The organism is Candidatus Accumulibacter sp. ACC003, from assembly GCF_907163085.1.
GTDB lineage: Bacteria > Pseudomonadota > Gammaproteobacteria > Burkholderiales > Rhodocyclaceae > Accumulibacter.
This window is the reverse complement of sequence record NZ_CAJQTX010000004.1, coordinates 176,549-188,852: the sequence shown is the minus strand read 5'-3', so window position 1 is coordinate 188,852 and position 12,304 is coordinate 176,549. Positions and strand designations below refer to the sequence as shown.

Genomic DNA, 12,304 nt, shown 5'->3' with positions numbered 1-12,304 from the left:
AGCCCCGATTTCGTTCAGTTTGTGGATCGAAAACACGCCGGGGCAAACCACTGGCCAGCACCAACAAGCAGCCGAGTCTGGCTGTCGCCTCTTGCGGAGTAGCACGCGGTACGTACCATGACGGTCGCGGTAGGTGCATGCTCCCGCGGCGACTGGCGTTTGCCCCCTTGGCCACCAGAGACCGCCGCGGCACCGCCCCAACGCCCACTACGGGCCGGGGAGATCCCTACTCCTGTGCGGATTCACGCCTCTGAAAGGCGCGGCCGGGCTGGCAGCGGGGCTTCGACGGTACCTTGGGGAGTATCCCCGCAAGCGGCAAGCGAAGTCAATCCCGGTCGCGAATGGCTCAGGGTGGATTTGTCCTCTCAGGCAACGCACGGGCAATCAAGCAGTTAGTTCTTCCCCCTGGACATCTGCGCCGGAAGTCCGTATAAATGGCGCATGGAAAGCGTTCTTGGTGCATTGCGTGTTCGCTTGGTGGGCAAGAGCGAAGAGGCTCGCTATCGGGAGTTGATGGCAGAGCATCACTACCTGGGCGACCTTGCGAAGATCGGGCACACGCTTTGGTACGTGGCCACCTACGGCGAAAAGTGGACGGCCCTGCTGAGTTTCTCTGCGGCGGCCTGGAAATGCGGCGTTCGTGACCGCTGGATCGGCTGGGACTATCGGCATCAGTACGATCGCTTGGGCCTGGTCGCCAACAACAGTCGCTTTCTGATCCTTCCCGATTGGCATTACCCCAATCTCGGCTCCAAGGTGCTCTCGCTGTGCGAGCGACGGGTCGCCGAGGATTGGCAGGCGCATTTCGGGAAGCCGCTGTTACTGCTGGAGACCTTTGTGGACCCCTCGCGCTTCCAGGGGACCGTCTATCGCGCCGCGAACTGGACGCCTCTGGGGCTGACGCAAGGCTTTCGCCGCACCCGAGAAGGCTACAGCGCCCACCCGACGTCGCCCAAAGTTGTCTTTGTTCGCCCCTTGCAGGCGGACGCTCGCGGCCAACTTTCCCGCTCGATACTCAACCCCCGCTATCGCACAGGAGCGCCCAGGATGATGCTCACCGCCGAACAGATGCGCACGCTTCCCGATTTCTTTACCGGCATCGCCGACCCGCGGCGCGCGCAAGGACAGATTTCCTGATCCCGGCCGGGAATGTAGGTAGAATTCCGGAATTGCACGTGGCACTTTATTTTGACGGCCATGATTTTCTTATGGCATAAACCAAGCTTCGCTAGGAGTGCAAGGAGGAGCAGACGTTGAGGCAATCGTGGCTTCCAGGGTTTCCGGATGGTGCGCAGAAAGTGGGAGAAGGGTTGGCGATTCTGGAGAAGGATGGCCAAGCGATCTACTTTGTTGGGGGAGACAATTACTTCTCGCACCCCGTAGGAGACGACGCTGGCCGCAGGTTCGCTCTGACCAGCCTGATGGAGAACGGGCACGTCAAGGCGGTCGAACTGGAAAGGCCACCGCTGTGCATCCCGCACCGCACGCTGATGAACTGGGTGGGACAAAGCCGCAAAGCCGGGCCATCGTCTTTCTTTCGACCGGCGGCGGCGAGCCGGCCGCGGATCATGACGCCGGACAAGAGTGCCGAATGCGCGCGGCTGTTGAGCGAGGGAAAGCGTCCTGCCGAAGTGGCACGGCAGGTGGGCGTCCAGGAGTCGACGCTGCGCAAGGCGATCCGGCGCCAGGGCGTGCCGCAGTTGGCCGCCTTGCCGCAAGAGGCAGGGGAATTGGAAGCGGCGAGCACCAAGAGTGAGCGCAGCCGGGCGGATGCGGAAGCCGCCGCGGGGATGGGCACCGCCTGCACGCGCGCCGACGAGCGGATCCAAACGGCGCTGGGATTGGCGACCGGTGCGACGACGCGCTTCGAAGCGAGCCACGATGTGGCGATGGGGGGGCTGTTGGCCGGCTTGCCGGCCTTGTGCGCGAACGGGCTACTGACCGGCCTGGATCGCCATCTCAAGCTGCCCCGGGGATTCTACAGCGCCTTGCACATCCTTCTCGTCCTCGGCTTCATGGCCCTGGGGCGAATCAAGCGGCCGGAACATCTGCGACAAACCTCGCCCGGAGAACTCGGCAAAGTCATCGGCCTGGACCGGGTACCGGAAGTCCGCACCCTGCGGGAAAAGGTCCATCTGCTGGCCAAGACGGGTGACCCGGCAGCCTGGATGCGGGATCTCGCGAAGCTCTGGATGGAAAGCGAGCCAGAAGAAGCGGGTTACCTGTATGTCGATGGTCATGTTCGGGTGTATCACGGCGAGCAGGCCAGGCTGTCGAAGCGCTACGTCTCGCGCGAACGCCTGTGCCTGCGGGGCACCACCGACTACTGGGTTAACGATGCCCTGGGTCGCCCGTTCTTTGTGGTTTCGCAGCCGCTCAATGACGGACTCGCCGAGACCCTGCTCAAGGACATCGTCCCCCAACTGCTGGAGATTGTCCCGGGACAGCCGACGCCGGCCGAACTGGACGCCGACCCGACCCTGCACCGGTTTGTCATGGTCTTCGATCGGGAAGGGGCCACCCAGAGTCTCCTCGGCAGACTCTGGAAACAGCGCATCGGCGCACTGACCTACCGCAAGAACGTCAAGGACCTCTGGTCCGAAGAGGTGTTTCAGGAACAGGAAGTCCATCTGCCGGCAGGCGGCAGCACCGGGATGAAACTCGCCATGCGCGAAACCCGACTCGGCACAGGCGATGGCAGCCTGGCCGTGAGCGAAGTTCGTCGGCTGACCCAGACGGGACATCAAACAGCCGTGATCACGACCGCCCGGCAACTCGGAAACACCACCATCGCTGGGCGGATGTTCGCCCGTTGGTGCCAGGAAAACTACTTCGCGTACATGATGGAACATTATGATATTGATGGGCTTATCGAGTACGGAGACGAATCTCTTCCCGGCACTCACCAGGTCGTTAACCCCCGCTGGCGGGAACTCGACAAGGCCGTCAGGCAAACCCGCCAGAGCGAAAGAAAACTGCAGGCCGCAATCGCCAGGACGGCCTTGAACGACGGCGGCGAAATCCAGAAAAACGCCGAGTCTGTCGAAGCACTGCAGGCCGTTCAGGAGGAGCTCAAGCGACTTTGCGCGGCGCGCAAGGCAAGCCCCCGAAAGGTGACGATCGACAGTCTGCCCGAGGCCGAGCGACCGACCCAACTGCCGCCGCTGAACAAGATGCTCTGCGATACCGTGAAAATGGTCGCCTACCGGGCCGAGACCGCCATGGTGGCGCTATTGCGCCGCCACTTGAAGAAGGAGGACGACGCACGTGCGCTCATTCGCGAATTGTTCGTTTCTTCCGCTGACATCGAACCGAACGCGCTAGCCAACACCCTGACCATCAAAATTCACCGGATGGCCAGCCCAGCTCATGATCGCGCTATCGCCGCGCTCCTCGAGAAACTCACCCTGCAAGATTTTCCGCATCCGGAAACCGGGGCAAGAATGACCTTCACTCTTGTCTGAAGTGCCAACCCGGTTTCCTCCGAGATCAGGAAATCTGAAGGAAGACGCCATCCCCTGCCGGCCGTGCTGGCCATCGCCACGGCGGCGGCGTTGTGCGGAATGCAGGGCTACAAAGCCATCGCCGGGTGGGCCAAAGACCTCACACCGAAAGCACGCGAGCGTTTCCGCTGTCGTCGCGAGAAGGGCGTTTACCGCGTACCCAGCGAGTTCATCATTCGTGACGTCCTGATCCGCGTCGATCCCACGGCACTCGACCAAGCGTGTCAGCAGTGGAACAAGGCCTATGCTCAAGACGACCCCAGTCTGGCGGTCGACGGCAAGACCATGCGCAATGCCCATGACGAGCACGGTCAGCAAACGCACATCATGAGTGTGGTCGGGCATCAGACCGGCGTGTGCCACACCCAAAAAAAGTCGGCACCTTGCCCGTAAATGGCGGGGACGAGCTCAAGCAGACCAATGAAATCGGGATGTTCATACCCCTGCTCGATGCGATCGATATTCAGGGCAAGGACATCACCGCCGACGCGCTACTGACACAGCGCAAGCTGGCGACCTACCTGGTGGAGCGCAAGGCGCACTATCACTTCACGGTCAAAGGCAATCAGCCAACACTGCAAGCCGATATCGCGCTCCTCTTCCAGGATCGGAAGGGGGCAGACTTCATGGCGGTTTCGCCACCTGACCATGGTCGGATCGAGACTCGGCGTATTTGGTGCAGCAATGCCCTCAACGCCTATCTCGACTTCCCGCATGTCGGCCAGGTGTTCTTGATCGAGCGCGAAGTGCTGCACAAGAAGAGCGGCAAGCGGACGCACGAAATCGCTCTCGGGATCACCAGTCGCCCTCCAGAACAGGCCAGCCCACAGCAAATCCTCGCCATCAATCGCGGCCATTGGTCGATAGAGAACCGCTGTCACTACGTCATCGACTGGAACTACGACGAGGACCGTAGCCGTATTCGGACTGGTTACGGACCCGAGAACATGTCACGCCTGCGCCGCTTTGCCGTCGGAATCCTGCACCACTTCTCCGACGGCAAAACCAGCATTTCCGAAAAAATGCGCCACCTCAACCGCAACATCCGATTGGTCTTCGACTACCTGCGCATGACCAAAAATTCTACAGGCCACGTATCACCTTGATCCCGGCACGAGAACAAATTTACCGTGGCGAATGGCTATTCGTGAATGGCGAATGGACGAATTTCCGGTAGGCAGCACGCGAAGTCCAGGCCGCCAATCGTGTTGCGTCCGCAGGAGCTGGCGGTGCTGCTTGCACACCGAGCTGCAGTACAAGGCCATCTAAACGTTGTGCGCCGCCGGTGCGTGGACTGCCGCGTCGCTGGGCTCCTCGCAGTGACGGCGCTGGCGGCCGCGTCGCCGTCATGGCGAGCGCAGCGAAGCAATCCAGGGAATGACAAGGCTCTCGAAGGAGGCTATCGCCATGCTTTCCGCTGCGCTTCTGGCTTGTCTCCAGTGGGGCTGCGGAAGCCGCGAAGCGCGTTGCACGCTCTTTTTGCAGCGACCGACAGCAAGCGGGCTGATCGCGGCTGCGATCAAGCGCTACTCAAGGAGACGCCTTCTTTTGCACCGTTTCAGGAGCCGTTTGGCCCGAAGATGTCGTCGAGGCTTGCCGCGTCAAATACTTGATCGAGCCAAAGGTCGACCTGTTGTAAGTATTCGGTGAACCCGTAGCCCCGGTTTTTTTGGTGGGCGAGCTTCCGTCAGCGATTGGCGGGCAGCCCGGAGATCTGAACTGGACACAGCAGCGGAAATCCGGCACCATGCGGCGCATGGGCACGGCTACGGACATTATCTGCGGAGGATCGGCGGCAAGTCACCGCCAAGTGGCGCCGTTCGCCGAGGTGTTGGTGACGTTGACCAAGGAGCAGGAAATCAAGCTCCGTTGGGAGGCCAACTTCTGGCGCAGCCAACATCGGCAAGCGCTGGTCCGTTTGGCGGAATCGGAGGCCGCTCATCGGGTGGAAATGGCGCGTGCGGCGGAGCAAGCGGCGGCGCGTGAGGCGGCCTTGCGTAGCGAGCTCGAGCAGGCCCAGGGCCGGATCCGCGATCTGCAAAAACGCCTGTTTGGTCGCAAGTCAGAACGCTCTTCGGGAGCCGAGAAGAACCCGGCAGCAGACCAGAAGTCGTCGCGGGGTCGAGGTCATCAACCGGGAGCAACGGGTCACGGGCGGAATCCGGAAAGCCACTTGCCGACGCAGATCGAGGTCATCGACATCGACTGCCCGCATTGCCCGGACTGTGGTCTGAGCTACGTCGACTTTCCCGGCACAGAAGACAGTGAAGTTCTCGAGATCGAGGTCAAAGCCTACCGCCGGAAGATCTGCCGGCGGCGCTACCGGCGGACCTGTCAGTGCCCGGGCGCCCGCGGCATTCTGACCGCGCCACCGCCGGCACGATTGATCCCGCGTGGAAAGTACGGCGTGTCGATTTGGGTGCACTTGCTGCTGTCGAAGTTCTTGTACGGTCAGCCGACGCATCGGCTTCTACGAGACTGGTCCGACCACCAACTGAGGCTTTCGGCAGGAACGGTGGCCGGCGGACTTCGTGCCTTGGCGCCGCTGTTCGAGCCGCTTGAAGAAGCACTGCTTGGCCGACTGCGTCGCGAGAAACAGTGGCACGCGGACGAGACTCGCTGGCGGGTTTTTGCCGAGACCGAAGGGAAGGTCGGACATCGCTGGTATTTCTGGGTGTTCCACGGCCCATCGGTCATCCACTTCGTGCTCGACCCGAGCCGCTCGGCGGCGGTGCCGATCCGGGAGCTCTCCGGTAGCGCCGGAGGAGTCATCATCTGTGATCGCTATTCGGCCTACAAGAAGCTCGCGCGAGTCCTTGACCACTTCATTCTGGCTTTCTGCTGGGCACATCAGCGGCGTGATTTCCTGGAACTGGCCAACGCCCATCCGGAGCTCGCGGACTGGGCACTGGCCTGGGTCGAGCAGATCGCTCAGCTCTACCACTTGAATGGACGGCGCCTGGAAGTCCGTAGCGACCCAGTACAGTGGGCCGAACGCGACCGCGCCTTGCGGCAGGCGATCACGCAAATGGCCAGTCAACGGGAAAGCGAACTGGCGAACCCGGCGCTCAAAATGCCGGCGAGCAAGGTGCTGCGAAGCATGCGCAAACATTGGTCCGGCCTGACCGTCTTTGTCGACCGCCCCGAGGTGGCGATGGACAATAATGCCGCCGAGCGCGCACAGCGCACGCCGGTGGTCGCACGCAAGAACTTCTATGGGTCGGGCAGTCTCTGGTCCGGCGCACTCGCCGCGACGATGTTCAGCTTGCTGCTGACGCTGCGCTTGTGGGGAATCAACCCGCGCATCTGGCTGACGGCTTATCTGGAAGCCTGCGCCGCCAACGGCAACCAGCCACCAGCGGACTTGAGCGCCTTTCTGCCCTGGGCGATGGCGACCGATCGTCTGGCCCAGATGCGTGCCATCCCGGTCAATCAGACACCTTCCATCGATAGCTCGTGAAGCCTTATTGCGGGCGCCACTTTACCGCCGACGAACTGCAGACGATCCGCGGCCTGATCGAGGCCCCTCCCGGCGCCAGCCGCGCACAACTCTCGCGTCAGGTGTGCGAGCTCTTCGACTGGCGCAAGCCCAATGGTGAGCTGAAGGATATGACCTGCCGGGTGGCCATGCTGCGCATGCAAGCCGACGGCCTGCTCACCCTGCCGGCTGCACGACGGACCGCTCCTCGCCAACCCGAGTATCGGCCCACGCACGCCACCGATCCACAACCCTTGCTCACTCAGCCGGTGCATGAACTGCCGCCTCTCTCGGTGCGACAGGTCGTCGGTTCGGCGAACTCGCGTCTGTGGAACGAGTACATCGCTCGTTACCACTATCTCGGCCACACGCCCATGGCCGGCAGTCAGAGCCGATACTTCGTCTTCGCCGGCGAGACACTCGTCGCCTTGCTCAGCTTCGCCGCCAGCGCCTGGAAACTCGCCGCGCGCGAGCAATTCATCGGTTGGCACGATGAGCAGCGACAAAGGAACCTGCAACTGGTGGTGAACAATGCCCGCTTTCTGATCCTGCCCTGGATCCAGTGCAAGGGCCTGGCCTCCAAGATCCTCTCGCTCATGCAGCGGCAACTGCCCAAGGACTGGCTGGCGCGCTACGGTTACCGCCCCGTGCTGCTCGAAACCTTCGTCGAGACCCCCCGCCATCGCGGCACCTGCTACCAGGCCGCCAACTGGATCAAGGTCGGCCAAACCGCCGGCCGAGGCAAGAAGTGCCCCACCAGCAAGCCCATCCTCCCGATCAAGGATATCTGGCTCTATCCCCTTCACAGAGCCTTCCGATCAATCCTCTGCCGCTAACCGGCCTCGCCAACGGCGCTGGCTCACTACGGGTTGGCCGAATACTTACGACCTGTTCAAGGGACGCCGCAGAGATCATTGCCAGAACCGGCGACGGTACGGTACCAAAACGCCTCTGGAGGAGCTTCTGCAAGGCCAGCGCTTCACCCTCGGCTTTTCCCTCGGCTTTTCCTTCGGCCTTGTAGGCGTGCGCCCATTGTTCGAGTCGTTCGGCCAACATGACATTCAGCTCCTGTAAATCGTCGATCTGAGGCAACACGATACGATATTCCGCCTTGCGCATCAATGTGGCCCGAATCCAGAGGGCAAACATCCGACGCAGGTCGGGCCGGTCGACCAGCCACTCGTCGAGCAGACCGAGCAGGACGCCGATGGCGGCCGGCGACGGCGGGTGTTCGATGCGGAAGACGGCCGCGACCAGGTTATTGAGCGAGGCCAGTTCGTCGTCGGTATAGGCGTTTTCGTCGATCAGCAGGTACTTCAAGCGGGGCTTGAACTGATCGACCAGCCCCGGAACCGGCGGAATCAATTCAAAAACGTCGTTTGACGCCGTCCAGCGCTGGCTGCCGTTGTAGAGAACAATCGGCAGGACCGGCGGCAGGCGACCGTCGGCGAGAACCTCGCCCCGCTTGATAAGGTCCTGATAGAGCAGCCCGACATAGACCATCATGCGCAGCGCCATGTAGCGGTCGACGCTGCTCTGGAATTCGAGCAGCAGATAAAGGTCAGATTTCCTGATCCCGGCCGGGAATGTAGATAGAATTCCGGAATTGCACGTGGCACTTTATTTTGACGGCCATGATTTTCTTATGGCATAAACCAAGCTTCGCTAGGAGTGCAAGGAGGAGCAGACGTTGAGGCAATCGTGGCTTCCAGGGTTTCCGGATGGTGCGCAGAAAGTGGGAGAAGGGTTGGCGATTCTGGAGAAGGATGGCCAAGCGATCTACTTTGTTGGGGGAGACAATTACTTCTCGCACCCCGTAGGAGACGACGCTGGCCGCAGGTTCGCTCTGACCAGCCTGATGGAGAACGGGCACGTCAAGGCGGTCGAACTGGAAAGGCCACCGCTGTGCATCCCGCACCGCACGCTGATGAACTGGGTGGGACAAAGCCGCAAAGCCGGGCCATCGTCTTTCTTTCGACCGGCGGCGGCGAGCCGGCCGCGGATCATGACGCCGGACAAGAGTGCCGAATGCGCGCGGCTGTTGAGCGAGGGAAAGCGTCCTGCCGAAGTGGCACGGCAGGTGGGCGTCCAGGAGTCGACGCTGCGCAAGGCGATCCGGCGCCAGGGCGTGCCGCAGTTGGCCGCCTTGCCGCAAGAGGCAGGGGAGTTGGAAGCGGCGAGCACCAAGAGTGAGCGCAGCCGGGCGGATGCGGAAGCCGCCGCGGGGATGGGCACCGCCTGCACGCGCGCCGACGAGCGGATCCAAACGGCGCTGGGATTGGCGACCGGTGCGACGACGCGCTTCGAAGCGAGCCACGATGTGGCGATGGGGGGGCTGTTGGCCGGCTTGCCGGCCTTGTGCGCGAACGGGCTACTGACCGGCCTGGATCGCCATCTCAAGCTGCCCCGGGGATTCTACAGCGCCTTGCACATCCTTCTCGTCCTCGGCTTCATGGCCCTGGGGCGAATCAAGCGGCCGGAACATCTGCGACAAACCTCGCCCGGAGAACTCGGCAAAGTCATCGGCCTGGACCGGGTACCGGAAGTCCGCACCCTGCGGGAAAAGGTCCATCTGCTGGCCAAGACGGGTGACCCGGCAGCCTGGATGCGGGATCTCGCGAAGCTCTGGATGGAAAGCGAGCCAGAAGAAGCGGGTTACCTGTATGTCGATGGTCATGTTCGGGTGTATCACGGCGAGCAGGCCAGGCTGTCGAAGCGCTACGTCTCGCGCGAACGCCTGTGCCTGCGGGGCACCACCGACTACTGGGTTAACGATGCCCTGGGTCGCCCGTTCTTTGTGGTTTCGCAGCCGCTCAATGACGGACTCGCCGAGACCCTGCTCAAGGACATCGTCCCCCAACTGCTGGAGATTGTCCCGGGACAGCCGACGCCGGCCGAACTGGACGCCGACCCGACCCTGCACCGGTTTGTCATGGTCTTCGATCGGGAAGGGGCCACCCAGAGTCTCCTCGGCAGACTCTGGAAACAGCGCATCGGCGCACTGACCTACCGCAAGAACGTCAAGGACCTCTGGTCCGAAGAGGTGTTTCAGGAACAGGAAGTCCATCTGCCGGCAGGCGGCAGCACCGGGATGAAACTCGCCATGCGCGAAACCCGACTCGGCACAGGCGATGGCAGCCTGGCCGTGAGCGAAGTTCGTCGGCTGACCCAGACGGGACATCAAACAGCCGTGATCACGACCGCCCGGCAACTCGGAAACACCACCATCGCTGGGCGGATGTTCGCCCGTTGGTGCCAGGAAAACTACTTCGCGTACATGATGGAACATTATGATATTGATGGGCTTATCGAGTACGGAGACGACTCTCTTCCCGGCACTCACCAGGTCGTTAACCCCCGCTGGCGGGAACTCGACAAGGCCGTCAGGCAAACCCGCCAGAGCGAAAGAAAACTGCAGGCCGCAATCGCCAGGACGGCCTTGAACGACGGCGGCGAAATCCAGAAAAACGCCGAGTCTGTCGAAGCACTGCAGGCCGTTCAGGAGGAGCTCAAGCGACTTTGCGCGGCGCGCAAGGCAAGCCCCCGAAAGGTGACGATCGACAGTCTGCCCGAGGCCGAGCGACCGACCCAACTGCCGCCGCTGAACAAGATGCTCTGCGATACCGTGAAAATGGTCGCCTACCGGGCCGAGACCGCCATGGTGGCGCTATTGCGCCGCCACTTGAAGAAGGAGGACGACGCACGTGCGCTCATTCGCGAATTGTTCGTTTCTTCCGCTGACATCGAACCGAACGCGCTAGCCAACACCCTGACCATCAAAATTCACCGGATGGCCAGCCCAGCTCATGATCGCGCTATCGCCGCGCTCCTCGAGGAACTCACCCTGCAAGATTTTCCGCATCCGGAAACCGGGGCAAGAATGACCTTCACTCTTGTCTGAAGTGCCAACCCGGTTTCCTCCGAGATCAGGAAATCTGAAGGTAGACCCAGTCGCCACCGACCCTGACCCGCCAGACGATATCGTCGGCGCGGTAGCGAAAGTCTTCGCTGACATAGCTGCCGGGAACCCGCTCGAGGGTGCTGTAGTCCAGGCTGTGCAGCCACTGATCGGGAATAAAGCCGATGATCAGGTCGCGCACCAGCTCCGGGGTGGAGAAGAGAAATTTGTAGCCGCTGTCGTGATCGTTGCGCATGGGCGGATGCCATCAGGCGCGTTTGCGGCCGGTGATCATCGCGCGGACGAGGTTCTCGCGGTGTAGGAGACTTTCCCAGAGCACGCCGAGCAGGTGTCCGGCGATCAGCAACAGCGTGCAGTTGGTCGCCGCTTCGTGCGTTTCCCTGATGGCATCGATGCTCGCGCCGCCGCTCGCCGCCAGCAGCCCGGCCAGCGGCCCCAGTCCCTGGTCGGCACCGTAAAGCGCCAGGCCCGAAACGATGGTCGCCGTCAGGCTGAGCAGCAGGACGACGATCATCGCGCCGCCGGCGGGATTGTGTCCGAGGTAACGTGGCGCGCGCAGCGTCAGCACGCCCTTGAGATAAGCGAGAGTCGTGCTCGGGCGCCGGACAAAGTCGCTGAAGCGGGCATGGCGCGGGCCCACGAAGCCCCACATCAGGCGAAGCAGCAATAGCCCGGCAATCAGATAGCCGGCCCAGACGTGCACGCTCTGGATGAACTCACCGCTGAGACGGTCCTGGAGCGCTTCGAAGGCATCGCCTTCCGAGAAATACGCAGCGCTGAAAGCAGCCAGCAGCGTCCAGTGGAACAGGCGGAGCAGCGGGTCCCAGACCTGGACCTGTTGCGAATCGATCGAACGCATGTGCAAAGCCTCCATCGTAGCAGCCGGCGTGCCGCCGGCGGCTACGTCAATTGATCGCGAAGCCGATGGCGGCGCGCTTACTTGCCTTCTTCGGAGACCAGAGCGCCGCTCTTGATTTCGTAGTGCAGCTCCCACTTCTTGCCATCGGCGCCTTTGATCTTCACTTCCCAGGTTTTCTTGCCCTTCTTGGTGTCCTGGTAGACTTTACTGACTTCGCCGGGGTGCGCCTTCAAGGCCATCGCGACGGCCTGGTCCCTGGTGACCTCTGCCGCTGGCGCGGCCGCCGCAGCGGTCATCGGGGCGCCTGCCACGGCCGCGCCTGCGCTATCGGCGGCGACCGCAGGAACGGCCAGAGTGAGGGTGATCGCCAACAGGGTGGCGGCGGAAAACGCAGCTTGCTTGTTCATTCGAATGGTCTCTCGTCAAGAATTGCGGAATAAGGAAGGCGTTGGTTATCCCGGAAGTTCGGCTTTCGTCGCCGGCGCCAACGCTGGCTCGACCCGCGAGCACAGAGCCACTATAGCGGCGCATCCTTAAGGCAATCT

Annotated in this window: 11 protein-coding genes; 7 read left to right on the top strand and 4 right to left on the bottom strand. The window is 62.2% G+C overall.

All coding sequences use genetic code 11. The features are described 5' to 3' along the window. The first annotated feature begins 441 nt into the window (after positions 1–441). The 6 genes from QZ656_RS07835 (at position 442) to QZ656_RS07810 (ending at position 7,817) form a co-directional block, all read left to right on the top strand. On the top strand, positions 442–1,137 hold the full coding sequence (locus QZ656_RS07835) for a Druantia anti-phage system protein DruA (protein ID WP_291992875.1): 696 nt from the start codon (positions 442–444) through the stop codon (positions 1,135–1,137). A gap of 173 nt (positions 1,138–1,310) precedes the next feature. Continuing rightward, positions 1,311–3,464, top strand: coding sequence for a helix-turn-helix domain-containing protein (locus tag QZ656_RS07830; protein ID WP_291992874.1), 2,154 nt, complete (start codon positions 1,311–1,313; stop codon positions 3,462–3,464). 24 nt (positions 3,465–3,488) lie between these two features. Continuing rightward, positions 3,489–3,896 carry a transposase family protein gene (locus QZ656_RS07825; protein ID WP_291993214.1) on the top strand — a complete coding sequence of 136 codons (408 nt, stop codon included), beginning with the start codon at positions 3,489–3,491 and terminating at the stop codon, positions 3,894–3,896. Further along, positions 3,860–4,609, top strand: a complete 750-nt coding sequence (locus QZ656_RS07820; protein ID WP_291992873.1) for an ISAs1 family transposase — start codon at positions 3,860–3,862, stop codon at positions 4,607–4,609. The genes QZ656_RS07825 and QZ656_RS07820 overlap by 37 nt, the downstream gene beginning before the upstream one ends. A gap of 641 nt (positions 4,610–5,250) precedes the next feature. Next, positions 5,251–6,963, top strand: coding sequence for an IS66 family transposase (locus QZ656_RS07815; RefSeq protein ID WP_291992872.1), 1,713 nt, complete (start codon positions 5,251–5,253; stop codon positions 6,961–6,963). Further along, positions 6,960–7,817, top strand: a complete 858-nt coding sequence (locus tag QZ656_RS07810) for a DUF4338 domain-containing protein (protein ID WP_291991652.1) — start codon at positions 6,960–6,962, stop codon at positions 7,815–7,817. Before QZ656_RS07815 ends, QZ656_RS07810 begins: the two co-directional genes overlap by 4 nt. On the opposite strand, the gene QZ656_RS07805 is transcribed toward QZ656_RS07810, so the two are convergent. Then, complete coding sequence (locus QZ656_RS07805) at positions 7,759–8,556, bottom strand: Rpn family recombination-promoting nuclease/putative transposase (RefSeq protein ID WP_366522138.1); 798 nt, start codon at positions 8,554–8,556, stop codon at positions 7,759–7,761. The two genes, QZ656_RS07810 and QZ656_RS07805, sit on opposite strands and share 59 nt — an antisense overlap. Positions 8,557–8,728: 172 nt before the next feature. Here QZ656_RS07805 and QZ656_RS07800 point away from each other — a divergent pair, with 172 nt between their 5' ends. Beyond that, on the top strand, positions 8,729–10,882 hold the full coding sequence (locus QZ656_RS07800; protein WP_291992871.1) for a helix-turn-helix domain-containing protein: 2,154 nt from the start codon (positions 8,729–8,731) through the stop codon (positions 10,880–10,882). Between the two features lie 25 nt (positions 10,883–10,907). Here QZ656_RS07800 and QZ656_RS07795 read toward each other — a convergent pair whose 3' ends face one another. The 3 genes from QZ656_RS07795 to QZ656_RS07785 form a co-directional block, all read right to left on the bottom strand. Continuing rightward, positions 10,908–11,135: an Rpn family recombination-promoting nuclease/putative transposase gene (locus QZ656_RS07795; RefSeq protein WP_291992870.1), complete on the bottom strand. Its 228-nt coding sequence runs from the start codon at positions 11,133–11,135 to the stop codon at positions 10,908–10,910. 12 nt (positions 11,136–11,147) lie between these two features. Then, positions 11,148–11,759 (bottom strand): cytochrome b/b6 domain-containing protein, encoded by a 612-nt coding sequence (locus tag QZ656_RS07790; RefSeq protein WP_291992869.1) that lies wholly within the window; start codon positions 11,757–11,759, stop codon positions 11,148–11,150. A gap of 77 nt (positions 11,760–11,836) precedes the next feature. After that, positions 11,837–12,166 (bottom strand): PepSY domain-containing protein, encoded by a 330-nt coding sequence (locus QZ656_RS07785; protein WP_291992868.1) that lies wholly within the window; start codon positions 12,164–12,166, stop codon positions 11,837–11,839. Positions 12,167–12,304: the final 138 nt, after the last annotated feature.

Excerpts from the sequence above, each read along its gene's own strand:
- QZ656_RS07835 (WP_291992875.1), top strand. The coding sequence starts at position 442 with ATGGAAAGCGTTCTTGGTGCATTGCGTGTTCGCTTGGTGGGCAAGAGC.
- QZ656_RS07815 (WP_291992872.1), top strand. The coding sequence starts at position 5,251 with ATGCGGCGCATGGGCACGGCTACGGACATTATCTGCGGAGGATCGGCG.
- QZ656_RS07795 (WP_291992870.1), bottom strand. The coding sequence starts at position 11,135 with ATGCGCAACGATCACGACAGCGGCTACAAATTTCTCTTCTCCACCCCG.
- QZ656_RS07790 (WP_291992869.1), bottom strand. The coding sequence starts at position 11,759 with ATGCGTTCGATCGATTCGCAACAGGTCCAGGTCTGGGACCCGCTGCTC.
- QZ656_RS07785 (WP_291992868.1), bottom strand. The coding sequence starts at position 12,166 with ATGAACAAGCAAGCTGCGTTTTCCGCCGCCACCCTGTTGGCGATCACC.